Origin of the sequence: Ectobacillus soli, from assembly GCF_042610425.1 — a bacterium.
In the GTDB taxonomy this organism is placed as follows: domain Bacteria; phylum Bacillota; class Bacilli; order Bacillales; family Bacillaceae_G; genus Ectobacillus.
The window spans coordinates 792,656-813,893 of record NZ_JBGJZM010000001.1; the positions used below are offsets into that span (position 1 = coordinate 792,656).

Consider the following 21,238-nt stretch of genomic DNA (forward strand, 5'->3'; position numbering starts at 1 on the left):
ACGTGATTATGAAAAAGTATGCTCTAATTACAGGAGCGAGTGGAGGTATTGGGTTCGCTATTGCAAAAAAACTAGCCTTTGAAGGCTATTCTCTATATTTACAATACCATAGGGGAACAAAACAAATGAAGGAGCTTTGCGAAGCACTTTCCTCCTATGAGGTTATACCTATACAAGCTGATTTATCAAAAAAAGATGGATCAAAGCAGCTTTGGGATCAAATCCAACATGATATAGATGCGGTTGTATATGCAGCTGGTAAGAGTGTATTTGGTCTTGTGACAGATGTAGAAGAGAAAGTAATAGAAGAAATGACATGTTTATCTGTTACTACAATGTATAAATTGATGAACTATGCCTTGCCAACAATGATACGAAAACGAAGTGGGAGTATCGTTGTAATTTCTTCAATATGGGGACAAACAGGGGCTTCTTGTGAAGTATTATACTCTATGCTAAAGGGTGCGCAAAATACGTATGTAAAGGCACTTGCAAAAGAATTGGCACCAAGCTTTGTACGCGTAAATGCAGTTGCTCCAGGAGCAGTTGAAACTACGATGATGAATATGTTTTCTGATAAAGAGAAACAGGATATTGCTGAAGAAATACCGATGGGTAGACTGGGAAACCCAGAAGAAATTGCGAATGTTACTGCCTTTCTCCTTTCAGATTCTTCTTCATATATAACAGGACAAATTATTGGGGTAAATGGTGGATGGTATTGCTAATACATAAAATGCGTGCAAACTGTACATAGTAATAATGACTTTAATAAAAAGTGAGGTGGAAAGCATGTCAGTTCTAGACAATTTTGATCAATGGAAATCGTTTTTAGGTGAACGATTAGACCAAGCGGATGGGAAAGGTCTAAATGATACTACAGTATCTGAAATGGCCTATCGAATTGGCGATTACCTAGCAAATGAAGTTGAAGCACATAACGAGGAAGAACAACTATTAGCAGAGCTCTGGAAGGTAGCAGACGAACAAGAGCAACATACAATTGCTAATTTAATGGTAAAGCTTGTTCAGGGGAAACAATAAGAGAGGAGCAATCCTCTCTTTTGTTATTTCACTGTATAAATCTAAATACGAAAGTTAGAATAGAAGTAAAAGAAAAGATTGTTAGGTGAAATCTGTCTTCCTTCCAATGAATCGAGTAAATTGACTTTTCTATTGTCGAAAAATCATATAATATAGTACATAGGTGGATAGGTAGTGAGGAGGGTGTTGTATATGATTGAATGGTATTTTGAATATGAAATATATAAAAACAGACCTGGATTACTTGGGGACATTGCTTCTTTAATTGGTATGCTCGGAATCAATATTACGGCGATTAATGGTGTAGACAATGAGCGAAGAGGATTATTGCTTAAGTGTGCAAACCAGGAACAGATTACAAGACTTGAATCAATTCTAAACACGATGGATAATATAACGGTAACAAAATATCGAAGCCCTAAGCTACGAGATCGTTTAGCAGTCCGACATGGAAGATACATACAACGTGATGCAGATGACAAGAAAACATTTCGTTTTGTAAGAAGTGACTTGGGTTTACTTGTTGATTTTATGGCAGAATTGATGAAAAAAGATGGCCATAAACTTATTGGTATTCGTGGAATGCCACGAGTAGGAAAAACGGAATCTATCGTAGCTTCAAGTGTATGTGCAAATCGAAGATGGATTTTTGTATCATCCACTCTTATTAAACAAACTGTGCGAAGTCAGCTAATTCAGGATGAATACAGTGAAAACAATGTCTTTATTTTAGATGGAATTGTATCTACGAAACGTGCGAATGAACGCCATTGGCAGCTTGTCAGGGAAATTATGCGCGTACCTGCAACAAAGGTAGTTGAGCACCCGGATATTTTTATCAGTCAATCCGAGTATACACTTGATGATTTTGATTACATTATAGAACTGCGTAACCATTTTGATGAAGAAATAAAATACAATTTAGTAGATGACATTGATCTAGAGAAGAAGAATGACTTTTCCATGTTTGACTTTTAGAAAAATATGAGGTGTAACCATTGACTCAATTAGGAGAAAAGCTAAAAGAAGCAAGATTAGCAAAGAATTTATCCCTTGATGAGCTTCAAAATACGACGAAAATTCAAAAACGCTATTTAGTAAGCATTGAAGAGGGAAAGTTTGACACACTTCCAGGAGATTTTTACGTACGTGCGTTTATTAAGCAATATGCCGAAGCAGTAGGGCTAAATCCAGAGTCTATGCTAGAGGAATATAAAGGTGAACTACCTACTCCTCCTTCGCATGAAGATACACAAGTATCTCGTGCAAAAGCTAAGGATTCAAGTCAACACTCTCCTTCTTCACGTATTATGGAGTATATGCCCAAAATCCTTATTACTCTTCTTGTAATTGCGGTTGGGGTAGGGATATGGCTTGTAGCACAGGCATTAACTAGTAAGAATCAGAATCAGGTGAAAACGGGTAATACCACATCAACAGCACAGGTGGAAAAGGCGGCAGATTCAGCATTAGATAAGAAGCCGGAACAACCAGTGAAGCAAGAACAGCCAGCACAACCAGCTACGCCTGCTCAAGAAATAAAAGTTGTGGATACAAATGGAAAGACGTCTACAATGGAAATTCGTAATAATACTGCATTGCAAATTGAAATATCAGCAAAAGGAACTGCTTATGTAGACATTAAAAACGGTGCTGGAAAGATGTTTTATAACAAAACAATGGAACAAGGTGAGGTTCAGCAACAGGATTTATCAGCTGAAGATGAAGTACGTCTAAATATTGGAAGCTCACCAAATACAGATATAAAAATTAACGGTCAGCTGTTAACGTATCCGCAAGATCCAAATAATGTTGATCATCAAATTATCATTATTAAAAATTTACGTAATGGGCAGCCAACTCAGTAATAGTCATCGCCACGCGATGACTATTTTTCCATAAGATAACCGTTATGAATGATGGAGGAATTATTATGAACTTACCGAATAAAATAACCATTTCTAGAATTTGTTTAATTCCTATCTTTTTAATGGTAGTTCTTATACCATTTGATTGGGGAGATCAATTAGTTGGTGTTTCGGATTTAAGAATGAGGTCCTTACTTGGAGCCATCGTGTTTATTTTTGCATCAGCCACAGATTGGGTTGATGGATATTACGCAAGAAAACATAATTTGGTTACAAATTTAGGAAAGTTTCTTGATCCGTTAGCAGACAAACTTCTGGTTTCCGCAGCTCTAATAGTCTTAGTTGAATTACATAACATACCATCTTGGATTGCTATTATTATTATTAGCCGTGAATTTGCTGTCACTGGATTACGATTAGTATTAGCGAATACAGGAGAAGTAGTAGCAGCTAATATGCTCGGAAAAATTAAGACATGGACACAAATTATTGCTATTTCGGCCTTCTTTCTACATGACGTACCATTTCAATGGCTTCCGTTTTCCATTTCAGAAGTGGCAATTTGGGTCGCACTCTTTTTTACGATACTTTCAGGCTGGGACTATTTTTGGAAAAACAGAGCCGTGTTTACAAATTCAAAGTAACTGCATGAGGGGGAATGAAATATGAACGCCGAAATTATTGCGGTTGGAACAGAATTATTACTTGGACAAATTTTAAATACAAATGCTAGGTTTTTAGCACAAAATCTTGCTTCCATAGGAATTGATGTGTATTATCAAACGGTTGTCGGGGATAATGTAGGGCGTTTAGAAGAAGCTGTCCAAATTGCTCAAAATAGAGCGGATATTTTGATTTTTACAGGTGGGCTTGGACCGACAAAAGATGATTTAACAAAGGAAACGATTGCTAAGACGGTTGGAAACGAACTTGTTTATAATGAAGAGGCATTACTCTCTATTAAAGAATATTACGACCGAACAGGTCGTGAATTTGTTGAAAATAGTAGAAAACAAGCTCTCGTACTTGCTGATGCAACCGTATTTCCAAATGATCACGGTATGGCTCCGGGAATGGGGCTTCAAAAGAATGGTCATACATACATCTTACTTCCGGGGCCACCAAAGGAAATGAACCCTATGTATAATAGCTACGTAGGAAAATTTCTAATGGGACTGGCATCTGAAGCGAAACTGTACTCTCGTATTCTTCGATTCTTTGGGATTGGCGAATCGCAACTTGAAACTGAAATACAAGATTTAATAGATGAACAAAGTAATCCAACTATTGCTCCGTATGCTGCTGAAGGGGAAGTCACTCTTCGCATAACAGCAAAGCATAGTGATGAAGAAAAAGCACAAATGATGTTAGATGAGGTAGAAAAGAAAATACTTACTCGGGTGGGAGAATTTTTCTACGGGTATAATGATGACTTTTTACATGTGAAAGCTATTTCTGCTTTGAAGGAGAACGGGTTTACGATAGCTTGTGCAGAAAGCTTAACGGGCGGATTGTTCGGAGAAAAACTCACTGAAATAAGCGGCGTATCTTCTCTCTTTAAAGGTGGAATCATCTGCTACAGTAATGAAGTCAAGCAACATATATTGCACGTACCAGAACAAACGTTAGCAGGGGCAGGGGCAGTGAGTGCTCTGTGTGCAGAGCAGCTTGCAGACAATGTACGAGATCTTTTAAAAACTAATGTTGGAATTAGCTTTACTGGAGTAGCAGGACCAAATGAATTGGAAGACAAAAAACCTGGGACGGTATTTATTGGAATTAGTATTGCAGGAAAACCAACATGTGCGATCTCCCTTAATTTAGGTGGTAGTCGCCAACTCATACGAGAACGTGCAACAAAGTATGGCTTTTATCATTTATATAAAAAACTAGAAGAACTGTAATGTTCTTCTAGTTTTTTGCTTTTTAGTATAGGAAAATCTGAGAATTATAGAGTGAAAAAAAGAAAAATAGAATAAGTGTTCGATTGTTGTTGGCTTTTTAAAAGGGAAAAGGTATAATAAATATATGTTTTAAAACAAAGGAGGAACTCGTGTGGGTGATCGTCAATCAGCATTAGATATGGCGTTAAAACAAATAGAGAAGCAATTCGGTAAAGGCTCTATCATGAAGCTAGGAGAGCAATCTGACAAAAGAGTTTCTACAATTTCAAGCGGTTCATTAGCATTGGACGTTGCACTAGGTGTTGGTGGATATCCTAGAGGTAGAGTGATAGAAATTTATGGTGAACGTATATCTTGCTAGATTTGCAAGAATATCGCCCGCTTACTGGGAAACGAGTAAGATGAAAGGGGCAAAATCGGAGAACATCTCAAGGTATGAGACAATTCCGAGGTAACTGCAAGAGGTAATACTCTCGTAGCACCGTAACGCGTACCAGGTGAACCTGCATGGCAGAATATAATCCTGGCAAGAGTGTCCCTTCCCTAACAGCTTTAAGCTGAGGGATAATATGTACGCTGAGCTGAGCTGGAATTGACCAGTTGTAGTTGTATGGTCTTCCAGAGCCATACAATGATGAGGGTGACCTCCAGAAGCAAGGATAAAAAGCCTTGTGTATAACAATCCTGCCCGAATCATCTGGTAAAACAACTGTTGCTCTTCATGCAATTGCACAAGTGCAAGCAACGGGTGGCCAAGCTGCCTTTATTGATGCAGAGCATGCGTTAGATCCTGAGTATGCACAAAAGCTGGGAGTTAACATAGACGAGTTATTACTTTCACAACCTGATACAGGGGAACAGGCTTTGGAAATTGCGGAAGCTCTTGTTCGCAGTGGTGCTATTGACATTATTGTCATAGACTCAGTAGCAGCTCTAGTGCCAAAAGCTGAAATTGAAGGGGAAATGGGAGACTCCCATGTAGGTCTTCAAGCACGTTTAATGTCACAAGCTTTGCGTAAGCTTTCTGGAGCAATTAACAAGTCTAATACCATTACAATTTTTATTAATCAAATTCGTGAAAAAGTTGGAGTCATGTTTGGTAACCCAGAAACGACACCAGGTGGACGGGCTTTGAAGTTTTATTCTTCTGTCCGTTTAGAAGTGCGACGTGCTGAACAATTGAAGCAAGGTAATGATATTGTCGGGAATAAGACAAGAATCAAAGTTGTGAAGAATAAGGTGGCTCCTCCGTTCCGTACGGCTGATGTAGATATTATGTATGGAGAGGGAATTTCTAAAGAAGGCGAAATTCTTGATATGGCAACGGAACTTGATATTGTTCAAAAGAGTGGGGCATGGTATTCCTATAATGAAGAACGTTTAGGTCAAGGTCGTGAAAATTCAAAAACATTCTTAAAAGAAAACTTGCAAATTCGAGATGATATTGCAAATAAAGTTCGAGAACATTATCAGATTTCTGATAAGGATAATTCCATACAGCTCGATAATGAGAACCCAAGTTTGCTAGAAGATTAAAAAGACACGTGTAATGTGTCTTTTTTTTTACACATACATATGCTTTGTGATACCGCTTACTATACTACTGTGTAAAGAATGTAAAGACATACAGCCCTTGACAATGAAAATATCGAACTATACAATAAGTTTGTATATTCTTTTTTTACCATTTTCATCATACCTTCATCAGTACATGAGGATATGACAAACGGGTTTGACATAGGTCTTCGTTTGAAAAGAATAATTATGACTATACAGTAAAATTGAAAATTGTTTTAACATGGATGAAAAGGAGTTATCGCTGTACATTGTTATGTAATGTACGTGCTGGCAGTCTTTTCTCATTCATAGCAAGAGGAGGTGAAAGTATGAACACACTAACGATTGTCATCTCCCTGTTGCTTACAGCGATTGTCAGTGCAGTTGTTGGCTTTTTTGTTCGGAAATCCATTGCGGAAGCAAAAATTAATGGTGCTACTTTTGCAGCGAGTCAAATCGTTGAAGATGCGCGTCGGGAATCCGAAGCATTGAAAAAGGAAGCGCTATTAGAAGCAAAGGATGAAATTCATAAACTTCGTACAGAAGCAGAATTAGAAATTCGTGATCGAAGAAGTGAGTTGCAAAAACAAGAAAATCGTTTAATGCAAAAAGAAGAGAACCTAGACCGCAAGGATGAATCACTTGACAAGCGTGAACAATTGCTTGAAAAGAAAGAGGATTCTCTAACATTGAGACAACAGCAAATTGAAGAGTTGGAAAGCAAAGTGGGAGAGCTCGTTCAAGCCCAACAGCGGGAATTAGAACGTATTTCTGGTTTAAACCGCGAGGAAGCAAAATCTATTGTATTAGATAAAGTTGACAAAGAACTTTCTCATGACATTGCAGTGAAGATTAAAGAGAGTGAAATGCGTGCTAAAGAGGATGGAGACAAAAAAGCAAAAGAAATTTTGTCTTTAGCTATCCAAAGATGTGCTGCTGACCACGTGGCTGAAACTACTGTTTCTGTCGTGAACCTTCCAAACGATGAAATGAAGGGTCGGATTATCGGACGTGAAGGTCGTAACATTCGTACACTAGAAACGTTAACAGGTATTGATCTCATCATTGATGATACGCCAGAAGCAGTGATTTTATCGGGTTTTGATCCAATTCGTCGAGAAACAGCTCGTATTGCGTTAGACAAGCTTGTGCAAGATGGCCGTATCCATCCAGCGCGTATTGAAGAAATGGTAGAAAAGTCAAGACGTGAAGTAGATGAATATATCCGTGAGGTTGGAGAACAATCGACCTTTGAGGTTGGAGTCCATGGATTACATCCAGACTTGATTAAAATATTAGGTCGATTGAAATTTAGAACTAGCTATGGACAAAACGTATTGAAGCATTCTATGGAAGTGGCATACTTAGCCGGTCTTATGGCTTCTGAGCTTGGAGAAGATTTGAAGCTTGCACGTCGTGCAGGATTACTTCATGATATTGGTAAAGCGATTGACCACGAAGTAGAAGGAAGTCACGTTGAAATTGGCGTAGAACTAGCAACGAAATATAAGGAACATCCGGTTGTAATTAACGCAATTGCTTCTCACCATGGTGATACAGAACCAACTTCTGTTATTTCTGTTCTAGTTGCAGCAGCAGATGCATTATCAGCTGCAAGACCAGGTGCAAGAAGTGAAACGTTAGAAAACTACATCCGAAGACTTGAAAAGCTTGAAGAAATTTCAGAGTCATATGAAGGCGTTGAGAAATCATACGCAATTCAGGCTGGAAGAGAAGTTCGTATACTTGTAAAACCGGATGCCATTGATGACTTAGAGGCACATCGCTTAGCACGTGATATTCGAAAACGAATTGAAAACGAGCTTGATTATCCGGGACATATTAAGGTAACCGTCATTCGAGAAACGAGAGCAGTAGAATATGCAAAATAAAGTGGTGTAAACCACTTTATTTTTTTGGTTATAGGTTATAAATAAAAGATTAATCAGAATGAAAAATATAATATTGTAGCATATAAGGGTTGTTCTTTACTATATATGAAATAGGAAGTGTTTATGGGATGAGAATTTTATTCGTCGGTGATGTTGTAGGATCACAGGGTAGAAAAATGATTGAAGAATATGTACCAAAATTGAAGAAGAAATATACACCGACTTTGACCATTATAAATGGGGAAAACGCAGCATCAGGAAAAGGAATTACAGAAAAAATTTATCGCGGATTTTTGGAAAGTGGTGCGCAAGCAGTAACACTAGGAAATCATACATGGGATAACCGTGATATTTTTGAGTTTATAGATTCTGCGAAATATTTAGTACGTCCTGGCAATTTTCCAGAGGGGAATCCTGGGAAGGGCATGATCTTTGTAAATTGTAACGGAGTTGAAGTTGCTATTATAAATTTACAAGGTAGAACATTTTTACCTGCTATTGACTGTCCATTTAAAAAAGTGGACGAATACATTGCTGAAGCAAAGAAACGAACAAATGTAATTTTTATTGATTTTCATGCGGAAGCAACGAGTGAAAAACAAGCAATTGGTTGGTATGTAGATGGAAGAGCAACTGCTGTAGTAGGAACACATACACATGTACAAACGGCAGATAATCGTATATTACCAGAAGGAACCGCATATATTTCAGATGTTGGAATGACGGGACCTTATGATGGCATTTTGGGTATGGACCGCGAAGTAGTGTTGAAAAAATTCTTAACGGGTCTTCCTGTTCGGTTTGAAGTGGCTTCTGGTCGGACGCAACTTAGTGCTGTTCTTATAGATGTAAATCCACATACAGGAAAAGCAGAGAAAATTGAACGAATTCTAATCAATGATGATCAAAGACTTTTTGAATAGTACACGAAAATGTATTTCTTAAAAAATAAAATTGGATAAGCAGGAATATTCTCCCTTTATCGTGAATATATGTAAAGTAAATTCAATCGCTTAAACGATAACGAGGAGGAAACGAGTAATGGATATATTAAAAGTTAAAGCAACTTCTGTGCCAAACTCTGTTGCAGGTGCATTAGCTGGGGTAATCCGCGAACGCGGTTCGGCAGAAATGCAGGCTATTGGAGCGGGTGCGCTGAATCAAGCAGTAAAGGCGGTAGCGATTGCAAGAGGATTCGTAGCGCCAAGTGGTCTTGACTTAATTTGCGTCCCAGCTTTTACAGATATAATTATTGATGGTGAAGAACGTACGGCTATTAAAATTATCGTTGAGCCTCGTTAATCTAGAAAACCTGTTTGCTAAGCAGACAGGTTATTTTATTGTCATAGGAGTGATAGGAATTGAATATATTTGATGCTCATTGTGATGTTATTTGGAAGCTATGGGAAAAGAAATGTCAAGTAAGCTTTAAAAATGACAGCAATCTTCATGTAACCCTACATAAATTAAAACAAGCAAATGCAAAAATTCAATGTTTCGCAATTTACGTACCGGAAAAAGTACCAATGGAACAACGGTTTGATACAGTACTGGAAATGATTGAGATTTTTTATCGAGAAATTTTGGACAAACATCCTGAAATGAAGCTGATTACGACGAAGCATGATAGTCAGATATTAAAAGACGGCGAGATAGGTGCTCTTTTAAGCTTGGAAGGGTGTGATGCAATTGGAACAAATATTGCTCGGCTTCGTATATTACACCGCCTTGGAGTACGCTCTGTTGGATTAACTTGGAATTATAGTAACTCTGTTGCCGATGGTGTATTAGAGCCCCGTGGTGCTGGGTTATCTAATTTTGGAAAAGAAGTAGTGAAAACGCTGAATGAGTATCATTTGTGGACAGATGTGTCTCACCTTTCAGAAAAGGGATTTTGGGATGTGATGGACTTAGCTCATCATCCTATTGCATCCCATTCTAACGCTCTTTCACTGCATCATCACCCGCGAAATCTAACAGACGAACAAATTAAGGCGCTTGTGTTAAAGGATGGCATGATTGGAATTACGTTTTACCCTTCATTTATTACCGATACGAAACCAGCACAAATTACACATATACTTCGTCATGTAGATTATGTGTGTTCATTAGGCGGTGAAAAAAACATTGGCTTTGGATCAGATTTTGATGGTATAGATGAAACCGTTGAGCAGTTGGACTCTTATGCAGACTATCAAAATCTTGTTAATGAATTGTTAAAATATTACAAAGAAGAACAAGTAAAAGGGTTTTTATTTTCCAATTTTTTGGATCATATTTCCTTTTGATAATTTAATTATATGAAAAAGAATATGACCATGGTATAAATGATGTTAAAGGTAAAAAAATATGAATAAAATCAATTCAAATTCTTGCTTTTTTATCTTACTAGGTCTAGAATTGAAAACGAATTAATGTTATGTAAAAATTCATACTAATTAATGACAGGTATAATATGCATTCGTTGTAGTCCCATAATTAAGAAAATATTACTATATTTCTGTGATTTTATACTACAATGTTGCAGCTAAAGGGGTGTAGGAGATGATTAATCAGCTTTCCTGGAAAGTCGGAGGACAGCAAGGTGAAGGAATCGAAAGTACAGGGGAAATTTTCTCTATTGCGTTAAACAGAATGGGATATTACCTGTACGGCTATCGCCATTTCTCTTCACGTATTAAAGGCGGTCACACTAATAATAAGATTCGTGTAAGCACAACTGAAGTGCGTGCAATCTCTGATGATTTAGATATTCTTGTAGCTTTTGACCAAGATACAATCAATGTGAATTTCCATGAATTACGTGACGGCGGGATCGTTATTGCGGATTCTAAGTTTAATCCAACAATCCCAGACGATTCTAAAGTTTCTTTGTATGCGGTTCCATTCGTTGACATTGCTACAGAACTTGGAACTTCATTAATGAAAAACATGGTTGCTGTAGGTGCTTCTTCAGCAATTCTAGGTCTTAATGAAACTGCTTATCTTGAGGTAGTTAATGAAATCTTTGGTAAAAAAGGCCAACAAGTTGTTGAAAAGAATATTGAAGCAATTAAACGCGGTTCTGAATATATGAAAGAATTGCTTGGTGAAAATACAAACCTAATGCAACTAGAACCAGCAGACGGCAAAAAACGTTTGTTTATGATTGGTAACGATGCGATTGCATTTGGTGCATTAGCAGGTGGAGCTCGTTTTATGCCTGCATACCCAATTACTCCTGCTTCTGAAATTATGGAATTTTTAATTAAGAAGTTGCCAAAAGTAGGCGGAGCAGTTATTCAAACTGAAGATGAAATTGCAGCTTGTACTATGGCAATCGGCGGAAACTACGGTGGCGTTCGTACGCTTACTGCATCTGCAGGTCCTGGTTTATCACTTATGATGGAAGCAATTGGTTTATCAGGTATGACAGAAACACCACTAGTTATCGTTGATACACAACGTGGCGGCCCAAGTACTGGTCTTCCTACAAAACAAGAACAATCTGATTTAATGGCTATGATTTACGGAACTCACGGTGAAATTCCGAAGGTTGTAATTGCTCCAAGTACAGTGGAAGAAGCATTCTATGATGCAGCAGAAGCTTTCAATATCGCTGAAGAATATCAAGTACCAGTTATTCTTATTACAGATCTTCAACTATCACTTGGAAAACAAACAGTAAATCCATTAGATCTTAATAAAGTTGAAATTCGCCGTGGTAAATTAACGTTCGAAGATCAACCTGAAAGAGAAAATGGCGCTTACTTCAAACGCTACGAAGTAACTGAAGATGGTGTGTCTCCTCGTGTTGTACCGGGTGTGAAGAACGGTATTCACCACGTTACAGGTGTAGAACATGCTGAAACAGGTAAACCATCAGAATCACCAATAAATCGTGAAGATCAAATGAATAAACGTTTACGTAAGCTTAATAATATTAAGTTCAATACCCCTGTATATGTAAATGCTCCTCATAAGGATGCTGATATTTTACTTGTAGGTTTTAACTCTACTCGCGGTGCAATTGAAGAAGCAATGGAACGTCTTGAACAAGAAGGCGTAAAAGTAAATCATGCACATATTCGCTTAATTCATCCGTTCCCTACAGATGAACTGCTTCCACTTGTTAAAGATGCAAAACGTGTAATCGTAGTAGAAAATAATGCAACTGGTCAACTTGCAAATATTATTAAAATGAACCTAGGCAATGGAGAAAAAATTTCTAGCCTATTGAAATATGATGGCAATCCGTTCTTACCAAAGGATGTTTACAACGAATGTAAAAAAGGGGTTGTAGTAAATGGCAACATTTAAGGACTTTCGTAATGATGTAAAACCAAACTGGTGCCCAGGATGCGGCGACTACTCAGTACAAGCTGCAATTCAACGTGCAGCTGCAAATGCAGGACTTGAACCAGATAACATGGCGATAATTTCAGGTATCGGATGTTCTGGACGTATTTCAGGTTACATTAACACATATGGTGTTCATGGTATTCATGGACGTGCATTACCAATTGCACAAGGCTTAAAAATGGCAAACCGTGATTTAAAAGTAATCGCTGCTGGTGGTGACGGAGACGGATTTGCAATTGGTACAGGACATACAATTCACGCAATGCGTCGTAACATTGATATTACTTATATCGTAATGGATAACCAAATTTACGGTTTAACTAAGGGTCAAACTTCACCACTAAGTGATGTTGGATTCAAAACAAAGAGTACACCTCAAGGTTCAATTGAGGCACCATTATCTGCAATGCAAGTAGCGTTAACATCAGGTGTTACATTCCTTGCACAAAGTTTCTCTAGCGATTTAAAGGAACTTACTCAATTAATTGAAGCTGGTATAAACCATAAAGGTTTCTCTTTAATAAATGTATTTAGCCCATGTGTAACGTATAACAAAGTAAATACGTACGATTGGTTTAAAGAAAACTTAGTAAAATTAAGCGATGTAGAAGGATATGATCCTACAAACCGCGCTCTAGCAATGCAAACTTTAATGCAAAATCAAGGTCGTGTAACAGGTTTGATTTATCAAAATGCTGGACAACCTTCATATCAAGAACTGGTAAAAGGATACAGCGAAACTCCATTGGTTAACGCTGATCTTAACCTTGATCCTGAATTCTTTGATCAAATCGTTTCAGAATATATGTAATATCTATGAAAAGAACTCCTTCCCGAGAAGGAGTTCTTTTTTTTATCCCGCAATTTTTCCCCAACATTGAATTCCTTTCTGTATCTACCTTATTGTTCCATAATTTATATGATAGTATAGGAGTAGTATGTTTTATTTGAAGCAACGTTTGTTGTTTAATTGGTCTAAACGTTTTATACTATGATAATGTGTATGATGTGTAAATTTCACATGACAGAAAGGAGATTATTCATGAACGAGCAACAACGATTAGAAAGCACAAAGGTAAATCCTTCGGACAGAAAATCCAGAAAGGATTATAGTAAATACTTTGAAACACCGTACCAAGCGCCGTCTTTGTTAGATGCAAAAAAGCGTGGGAAAGAAGAAATTACGATCCAACGTGACTTTGACATTCCAGAGGATATGATTGGAATAGGAAACGGCCGTAAGTTTTATATTCGTACGTACGGGTGTCAAATGAATGAGCATGATACAGAAGTGATGGCGGGTATTTTAAGTGGTCTTGGTTTTGAATCTACGGATACGACAGAAGATGCCGATGTCATTCTTTTAAATACATGCGCTATTCGTGAAAATGCAGAAAATAAAGTATTTGGAGAAATAGGGCACTTAAAGCCACTTAAACTAAAAAATCCAGATGTTCTTCTTGGCGTATGTGGATGTATGTCTCAGGAAGAATCCGTTGTAAATAAAATTATGCAGAAGCTTCCGCATATTGATATGGTATTCGGCACACACAATATTCATAGATTGCCATTTATTTTAAAAGAAGCGATGTTTTCAAAGGAAATGGTTGTTGAAGTTTGGTCTAAAGAAGGGGATGTGATTGAAAACCTTCCACGTGTTCGCCGCGGTGACATAAAAGCATGGGTAAACATTATGTATGGATGTGATAAATTCTGTACATATTGTATTGTACCATATACTCGTGGTAAGGAGAGAAGTCGTCGTCCGGAAGATATTATCCAAGAGGTACGACAATTAGCTGCACAGGGTTATAAAGAAATAACTTTATTGGGTCAAAATGTAAATGCATATGGAAAAGATTTTAAAGATGTGAAATATGGTCTTGGTGATCTTATGGATGAACTACGCAAAATCGATATTCCACGTATTCGCTTTACAACTAGTTACCCAAGTGACTTTGATGATCGATTAATAGAAGTATTAGCTAAGGGCGGAAACTTACTTGAGCATATTCATTTACCTGTGCAATCAGGAAGTACAGAGACATTAAAGATGATGGCTCGTAAATATACTCGTGAAGGATATCTAGAGCTTGTTCACAAAATAAAGGCAGCTATTCCAAATGCCTCATTTACAACAGATATTATTGTTGGTTTCCCAAATGAAACGGAAGAACAGTTCCAAGAAACATTGTCATTGTATCGTGAAGTTGAATATGACAGTGCCTATACGTTTATTTATTCTCCGCGTGAAGGAACGCCAGCAGCAAAAATGGTTGATAACGTTCCATTAGAAGTCAAAAAAGATCGTTTACAACGGTTGAATGCAGTTGTAAATGAAATTTCTGCTAAAAAAAGTTTAGCATATCGTGATCAAGTAGTAGAAGTGTTAGTTGAAGGGGAAAGTAAAAATAATCCGGACGTGTTAGCGGGTTATACACGTAAAAGTAAGCTAGTTAACTTTATTGGACCGAAGTCTGCGATTGGAAAAATTGTGAAAGTTCGTATTACGGATGCAAAAACGTGGTCGCTGAACGGAGTTATGATAGAAGAGCCAATTGAGGTGAAATAAATGACAGCTTACACGAAAGATCAAATCATTGAACGCGCGAAGGAATTGGCAAAAATGATTGCTGAAACCGAAGAAGTTGATTTTTTCAAGCGTGCCGAAGCAAAAATTCAAAATAACAAACAGATAAAAAGTACTATTGATAGAATAAAGTCGTTACAAAAGGAAGCCGTAAGCTTACAACATTACGGGAAAATACAAGCCTTAAAAAAGGTAGATGCAGAAATAGATGCACTGCAAGATCATTTGCACAATCTCCCAATTGTACAGCAATTTCAATCATCTCAAACGTATGTTAATGATTTATTGCAGCTTGTAGCAAGTACTATTTCCAACACCGTTACAGATAACATCATAATCTCTACAGATGGTGATGTGTTAAAAGGTGAAACGGGTGCAGAAGTTGAAAGCAAACGGAATCGATAAATAATATTCCTATATAATGAGTCACGGAGCTTAAATAAAGTGATAAGAGATGTCCATTTGGATGTCTCTTTTTTTTTTGAAAAAAAGAACGTATTTGAAATATGCAGCATAAACTGTAATAAGAGGATGCTATGTACAAAAATCCGCCTCTTCCTAGGCTTTTTTTGGAGTGCGATGACACATTCAGCGAATGTCTCGCATATGATGAAATGAATATTGATTGAGGAGGGTTTGGAATGTCCGAATATAGAGAGATAATCACGAAGGCGGTCGTTGGCAAAGGACGTCAATATACGAAGTCTACTCATACTGTTGATCCGAACCATACGCCGACAAGTATTTTAGGGTGTTGGGTTATTAACCACGCGTATGAAGCGAAAAAGCATGGAAAGTATGTAGAAATTGAAGGATATTATGATATTAATACGTGGTATTCATATGATGATAACACGAAAACAGAGGTTGTAACTAAGCGGGTACATTACAAAGATGAAGTGAAAATCCGTTACAGAGATAAAAACTATATTGGCGAGGATTACGAAATTATTGCACGTGTCATTCAGCATCCGAATTGCTTAGAGGCCATTATTTCTCCGAACGGTAATAAGATTGTCGTAACAGTCGAACGTGAATTTATTGTAGAAGTGATTGGGGAAACGAAGGTTTGTGTTCTTGTCAATCCAGAAGGGTGTCAAGATAATGATGAAGGATATTTTGAAGTAGATGACGATGAATTTGAAGATTTAGATCCAAACTTTATATTAGATGCAGAAGAAGAATAACAAAGAGCTAGGGAGAAAATCTTCCTAGCCCTTTTTTAGTATGTAGCAAGACTTTATTGTTTAACTTTTTAGACATAACAGGTAATCTTAACTAGATAACAGCGGCTTGTGTGTCAACTCATTGTACAGTGAAATACTAGATACAAAAAGGGACCTATGAAAATAATATGATATAATACTTGATAGATATCGATAAAGAGGTGTGGTAAACAACATGGTTCAATATACGCCCATGATGCAACAATATTTACAGGTGAAGGCAGATTATAAAGATGCCTTTTTATTTTTTCGTCTCGGGGACTTTTACGAGATGTTTTTTGAGGATGCGATAAAAGCAGCACATGAACTAGAAATTACGCTTACGAGCCGTGAAGGCGGTGATGGAAAAATTCCGATGTGTGGGGTTCCACACCATGCAGCCAAAGGCTATATTGAGCAGCTCATAGAAAAAGGATATAAAGTTGCAATTTGCGAACAGGTTGAGGATCCGAAGACAGCAAAGGGAATCGTACGTCGTGAGGTCATTCAACTAATCACTCCTGGAACGATGATAGAGGGGCGATCGTTAAGTGAAAAGGAAAATAATTTTCTTGTATCTGTAACTCCTTTTGAGGATGGTTCCTATGGACTCGCATGCAACGACCTATCTACGGGTCAAAATACGGTTACACTCTTAACAGGTTCTGTGGAAGATGTATTACTTGAAGTATATTCACTAGGAGCGAAGGAAATTGTTGTTTCACGTAATTTTTCACAGGAAGAATTACAAACGATTACAGATACACTCAAAATAACTATTTCCTATGAAGAGGAAGTAACCGTTCCTGATCATTTACAAAGTCTTGTAGCGCATATCGACCAGGAAAAACTAGTCATAACGGTAGGACGCCTACTTCAATATGTAATGCGTACGCAAAAGCGATCACTGGATCATCTGCAGTCCGTTGAAATCTATAATTATAATCAATTTATGAAAATGGATGTTCATTCGAAGCGGAATTTAGAGCTAACGGAAACGATTCGAACGAAAGAAAAAACAGGCTCGTTACTTTGGTTACTTGATAAGACGAAAACAGCAATGGGGGGGCGTATGCTCAAGCAATGGGTTGAACGTCCACTCGTCGATATGTCGCATATCCAACAGCGTCACGAGATGGTTGAAACATTCGTCTCAAATTATTTCGTAAGAGAAGATATGAAGGAAAAATTAAAAGATGTATATGATTTAGAACGATTAGCAGGTAAAGTAGCATATGGAAATGTGAATGCAAGAGATTTACTACAATTAAAGAGGTCTTTGGAACAAGTTCCTAGCATATTGCAGTTAGTGGAACAACTACACAATTCCTATGCTAATAAGTTGACTACAAATGTAGACACTTGTGATAGTCTAACTGAGCTGTTGGAACGAAGTATTATCAGTAACCCGCCCTTATCCATTAAGGAAGGGAATATTATTAAAGATGGTTATGATGAAAAGCTGGATGAATATCGTTATGTGAGTAAAAACGGGAAAACATGGATTGCGGAGCTTGAGCAACGAGAGCGTGACTTGACTGGTATTAAATCGCTTAAAATAGGATACAACCGAATTTTTGGTTATTATATCGAAGTAACACGGGCCAATTTATCTCTGCTACCAGAAGGACGCTATGAACGAAAACAAACGTTGGCAAATGCTGAACGCTATATTACGGATGAATTAAAAGAAAAAGAAGCACTTATCTTAGGAGCTGAAGAAAAAATTGTACAGCTTGAATATGATTTGTTTGCGCATTTGCGTGAGCAAGTAAAAACATATATTCCAAAACTCCAACATATAGCGAAAGTGCTTAGTGAGCTTGATGTGCTTCAAAGTTTTGCAACCGTAAGTGAAGAGGAACAATTCATCAAACCTACACTTTCCAAAACGCGTGAAATTAATATAGTTGATGGACGACATCCCGTTGTAGAAAAGGTACTACAGGCGAAAACCTATGTCCCGAATAACGTAATGATGGGTGAAAAATTAGATATACTGTTAATAACGGGACCGAATATGTCTGGTAAGAGTACATATATGCGACAGCTTGCACTGATTGCTGTTATGTCACAAATTGGATGCTTTATTCCGGCAAGTGAAGCTGTGCTTCCAGTATTCGATCAAATTTTCACAAGAATTGGAGCTGCTGATGATCTTATTTCCGGACAAAGTACGTTTATGGTTGAAATGCTAGAAGCTAGACATGCAATTGCAAACGCAACACAAAATAGTTTAATCTTGTTTGATGAAATTGGACGAGGTACATCCACCTATGATGGTATGGCGTTAGCACAGGCAATTATTGAGTATATACACGATTATATCGGTGCAAAAACACTCTTTTCTACACATTATCACGAGCTGACCGTACTGGATAAAGAATTGCAAAAACTGCAAAATGTCCATGTGTCTGCCATTGAAGAAAATGGACATGTTGTATTTCTTCATAAAATTAAAAATGGGGCGGCAGATAAAAGCTACGGCATTCATGTGGCCCAACTTGCAAAATTACCTGCTTCTCTTATTTCGCGTGCGAAGGAAGTGCTGGCTAAGCTAGAAGAAGGGCAGTCAGAAGATATGGAAAAGGTATATCAAAAGCAAGAAAATGTAACAGCAAAAAGTCATCCGGTACAAAAACAACTAGAACCGAGTATCGAAGATTCACAGCTTTCTTTCTTTTCTTTTGGAGCCAAGCAAAAATCAAAAGACGTACCATCTTCACAAGAAAAAGAGGTTCTTGGCCAATTACGAAAGTTAAATATCCTAGAAATGACGCCACTTGAGGCAATGAATACATTGTATCAGCTACAAAAAAACATAAAGAAAGGATAACATCATGGGGAAAATTCGCAAGCTCGATGAACAATTGTCGAATTTAATTGCGGCAGGTGAAGTTGTAGAGCGCCCGGCTTCTGTCGTTAAGGAGCTCGTAGAAAATGCGCTAGATGCAAATAGCTCCGTTATTGAAATACATCTTGAAGAAGCGGGACTTGCAAAAATAAGAATTATTGATAATGGTGATGGTATAGAAGAAAGTGATTGTACCATTGCATTTGATCGGCATGCAACGAGTAAAATACAAGATGAAAATGACCTGTTTCGCATTCGCACGCTCGGTTTTCGCGGAGAAGCTCTGCCGAGTATAGCTTCAGTAAGTGAACTTGACATAACGACTAGTACAGGCGATGCACCGGGTACACATATCGTAATAAAGGGCGGAGAAATTCTATCGAAGGAAAAAACATCAAGCCGTAAAGGGACAGACATACTTGTACAAAACTTATTTTTTAACACACCAGCCCGTTTAAAATATATGAAAAGCATCCATACAGAACTTGGAAATATAACGGATATGGTGAACCGGATTGCACTGTCTCATCCGAACGTTTCACTTCGTATGTTTCACAACGGAAAAAAACTTCTTCATACATCGGGAAATGGGGACGTGCGGCAAGTAATGGCTGCTATTTACGGGATTCAAATTGCCAAAAAGCTAATTCCAATTGAAGTAGAATCGCTTGATTATACGATAAAAGGGTATGTCGTTCTTCCAGAAGTGTCTAGGGCTTCTCGCAACTACATTACGACAATTATAAATGGGCGTTATGTACGTAATTATTCATTAGTAAAAGCAATTCTGCAAGGATATCATACATTGCTGATGGTTGGTCGGTTTCCGATTGCTTATTTTTCAATTGAAATGGATCCCATTCTTGTTGATGTAAATGTTCATCCATCGAAGCTAGAAGTACGGTTTAGTAAAGAAGCACAGTTGCAGGAGCTAATCGAATCTACCATTAAACAGGCTTTTTCACGCCTTCAGCTTATTCCCGATGCAATGGTGCAAACGGCAAAGCCTACGCGCCAAGAAAGTGTACAAGAGTCCTTTTCTTTGGAGCATCGCTCGGCAGATGAGATTGCTATGCCGCTTGGTATGTTTACAAAGGAAACAGTACGTACAGACACATATGAAGCCCCCACTCTAATAACACCTAAACAGGAAGAAACGATTCAGGAAAGTGATGAATATCGGGCTATGCAAGAGGAAATATTACAAGAGGACTGGGATGCTATTCCTGAAACAGAATGTAAGGGAAATGAACTTCCCCCTCTATATCCGATTGGACAAATGCACGGAACGTATATTTTGGCGCAAAATGATAAGGGTTTGTATATCATTGATCAGCATGCTGCACAGGAACGAATTAACTATGAGTACTTTCGTGAAAAAGTAGGTCGTGTTCATCCTGACCTGCAAGAGTTATTAGTACCATATCGCATGGATTTATCACTGGGTGAATATTTGAAGGTAGAAGAGCAACTAGAAGAATTAAAAAAGGTTGGACTCTTTTTAGAGCCATTCGGACAGCAAAGTTTTATTGTACGTTCCCATCCAACTTGGTTTCCGAAAGGACAAGAAACAGAAATTATCGAAGAAATGATGCAGCAAGTCGTGCACCGTAAGAAAGCAGATGTTAAAGCATTGCGCGAAGATGCAGCAATTATGATGAGCTGCAAAGCATCTATTAAGGCTAATCATCATTTGAAGCAGGACGAAATATTTGCACTGCTGGAGGATTTGCGGAAAACAACTAATCCGTACACATGCCCACATGGACGTCCGATTGTCGTCCATCACTCCACTTATGAGCTTGAAAAGATGTTTAAAAGGGTTTTGTAGGTAAGGGAATAAGTAAAAAGGGCTCTCTCAAAGAGAATTCAAATTCCTGTTTGAGATGGGCCCTTATTTTTTGTAATTTGGAAAAGGTAACACGAGTACGCAGCATATGGTATGATCTTCGCTATACCATATACGATAGATTGGAACTTCAT

The 21,238-nt window shown here is 37.8% G+C and carries 18 protein-coding genes and 1 pseudogene; all 19 read left to right on the forward strand.

The window, feature by feature from the left end; all coding sequences use genetic code 11:
* Positions 1-8: 8 nt before the first annotated feature.
* The 19 genes and pseudogenes from ymfI to mutL all read left to right on the forward strand — a co-directional run bounded on the left by ymfI (position 9) and on the right by mutL (position 21,086).
* Positions 9-728, forward strand: a complete 720-nt coding sequence (gene ymfI / locus ACAN53_RS04100) for an elongation factor P 5-aminopentanone reductase (protein WP_379967404.1) — start codon at positions 9-11, stop codon at positions 726-728.
* 64 nt (positions 729-792) lie between these two features.
* The gene (locus ACAN53_RS04105; RefSeq protein WP_379967407.1) at positions 793-1,044 is read left to right on the forward strand and encodes a DUF3243 domain-containing protein; all 252 of its coding nucleotides are present in this window, start codon (positions 793-795) and stop codon (positions 1,042-1,044) included.
* Positions 1,045-1,236: 192 nt separating this feature from the next.
* Positions 1,237-2,022 (forward strand): DUF3388 domain-containing protein, encoded by a 786-nt coding sequence (locus ACAN53_RS04110; RefSeq protein WP_379967410.1) that lies wholly within the window; start codon positions 1,237-1,239, stop codon positions 2,020-2,022.
* A gap of 20 nt (positions 2,023-2,042) precedes the next feature.
* Positions 2,043-2,912, forward strand: a complete 870-nt coding sequence (locus ACAN53_RS04115; RefSeq protein WP_379967413.1) for a helix-turn-helix domain-containing protein — start codon at positions 2,043-2,045, stop codon at positions 2,910-2,912.
* A gap of 65 nt (positions 2,913-2,977) precedes the next feature.
* Positions 2,978-3,556, forward strand: coding sequence for a CDP-diacylglycerol--glycerol-3-phosphate 3-phosphatidyltransferase (pgsA, locus tag ACAN53_RS04120; protein ID WP_379967416.1), 579 nt, complete (start codon positions 2,978-2,980; stop codon positions 3,554-3,556).
* A gap of 21 nt (positions 3,557-3,577) precedes the next feature.
* Entirely contained in the window at positions 3,578-4,816 is a 1,239-nt protein-coding gene (locus ACAN53_RS04125) for a competence/damage-inducible protein A (RefSeq protein ID WP_379967419.1), read from the forward strand.
* Between the two features lie 151 nt (positions 4,817-4,967).
* The gene (locus ACAN53_RS04130; protein ID WP_379967422.1) at positions 4,968-5,177 is read left to right on the forward strand and encodes a hypothetical protein; all 210 of its coding nucleotides are present in this window, start codon (positions 4,968-4,970) and stop codon (positions 5,175-5,177) included.
* Positions 5,178-5,503: 326 nt separating this feature from the next.
* Positions 5,504-6,352 (forward strand): annotated as a pseudogene (recA, locus tag ACAN53_RS04135) (recombinase RecA); the annotation flags it as partial.
* A 350-nt stretch (positions 6,353-6,702) separates the two neighbouring features.
* The gene (gene rny, locus ACAN53_RS04140) at positions 6,703-8,265 is read left to right on the forward strand and encodes a ribonuclease Y (protein WP_379967425.1); all 1,563 of its coding nucleotides are present in this window, start codon (positions 6,703-6,705) and stop codon (positions 8,263-8,265) included.
* A gap of 128 nt (positions 8,266-8,393) precedes the next feature.
* On the forward strand, positions 8,394-9,188 hold the full coding sequence (locus tag ACAN53_RS04145) for a TIGR00282 family metallophosphoesterase (protein ID WP_379967428.1): 795 nt from the start codon (positions 8,394-8,396) through the stop codon (positions 9,186-9,188).
* Positions 9,189-9,306: 118 nt separating this feature from the next.
* The gene (locus ACAN53_RS04150; protein WP_379967431.1) at positions 9,307-9,567 is read left to right on the forward strand and encodes a stage V sporulation protein S; all 261 of its coding nucleotides are present in this window, start codon (positions 9,307-9,309) and stop codon (positions 9,565-9,567) included.
* Between the two features lie 59 nt (positions 9,568-9,626).
* The gene (locus ACAN53_RS04155) at positions 9,627-10,553 is read left to right on the forward strand and encodes a dipeptidase (protein ID WP_379967434.1); all 927 of its coding nucleotides are present in this window, start codon (positions 9,627-9,629) and stop codon (positions 10,551-10,553) included.
* A 256-nt stretch (positions 10,554-10,809) separates the two neighbouring features.
* Positions 10,810-12,564 carry a 2-oxoacid:acceptor oxidoreductase subunit alpha gene (locus ACAN53_RS04160; RefSeq protein WP_379967437.1) on the forward strand — a complete coding sequence of 585 codons (1,755 nt, stop codon included), beginning with the start codon at positions 10,810-10,812 and terminating at the stop codon, positions 12,562-12,564.
* Positions 12,551-13,417: a 2-oxoacid:ferredoxin oxidoreductase subunit beta gene (locus ACAN53_RS04165; protein WP_379967440.1), complete on the forward strand. Its 867-nt coding sequence runs from the start codon at positions 12,551-12,553 to the stop codon at positions 13,415-13,417. Before ACAN53_RS04160 ends, ACAN53_RS04165 begins: the two co-directional genes overlap by 14 nt.
* 231 nt (positions 13,418-13,648) lie before the next feature.
* The gene (gene miaB, locus ACAN53_RS04170; RefSeq protein WP_379967443.1) at positions 13,649-15,178 is read left to right on the forward strand and encodes a tRNA (N6-isopentenyl adenosine(37)-C2)-methylthiotransferase MiaB; all 1,530 of its coding nucleotides are present in this window, start codon (positions 13,649-13,651) and stop codon (positions 15,176-15,178) included.
* Entirely contained in the window at positions 15,179-15,601 is a 423-nt protein-coding gene (locus ACAN53_RS04175; RefSeq protein ID WP_379967446.1) for a YlbF/YmcA family competence regulator, read from the forward strand.
* 236 nt (positions 15,602-15,837) lie between these two features.
* Positions 15,838-16,383: an outer spore coat protein CotE gene (locus ACAN53_RS04180; RefSeq protein ID WP_379967449.1), complete on the forward strand. Its 546-nt coding sequence runs from the start codon at positions 15,838-15,840 to the stop codon at positions 16,381-16,383.
* 214 nt (positions 16,384-16,597) lie between these two features.
* On the forward strand, positions 16,598-19,237 hold the full coding sequence (gene mutS / locus ACAN53_RS04185) for a DNA mismatch repair protein MutS (RefSeq protein WP_379967452.1): 2,640 nt from the start codon (positions 16,598-16,600) through the stop codon (positions 19,235-19,237).
* Between the two features lie 4 nt (positions 19,238-19,241).
* Positions 19,242-21,086 carry a DNA mismatch repair endonuclease MutL gene (mutL, locus tag ACAN53_RS04190; RefSeq protein ID WP_379967455.1) on the forward strand — a complete coding sequence of 615 codons (1,845 nt, stop codon included), beginning with the start codon at positions 19,242-19,244 and terminating at the stop codon, positions 21,084-21,086.
* Positions 21,087-21,238: the final 152 nt, after the last annotated feature.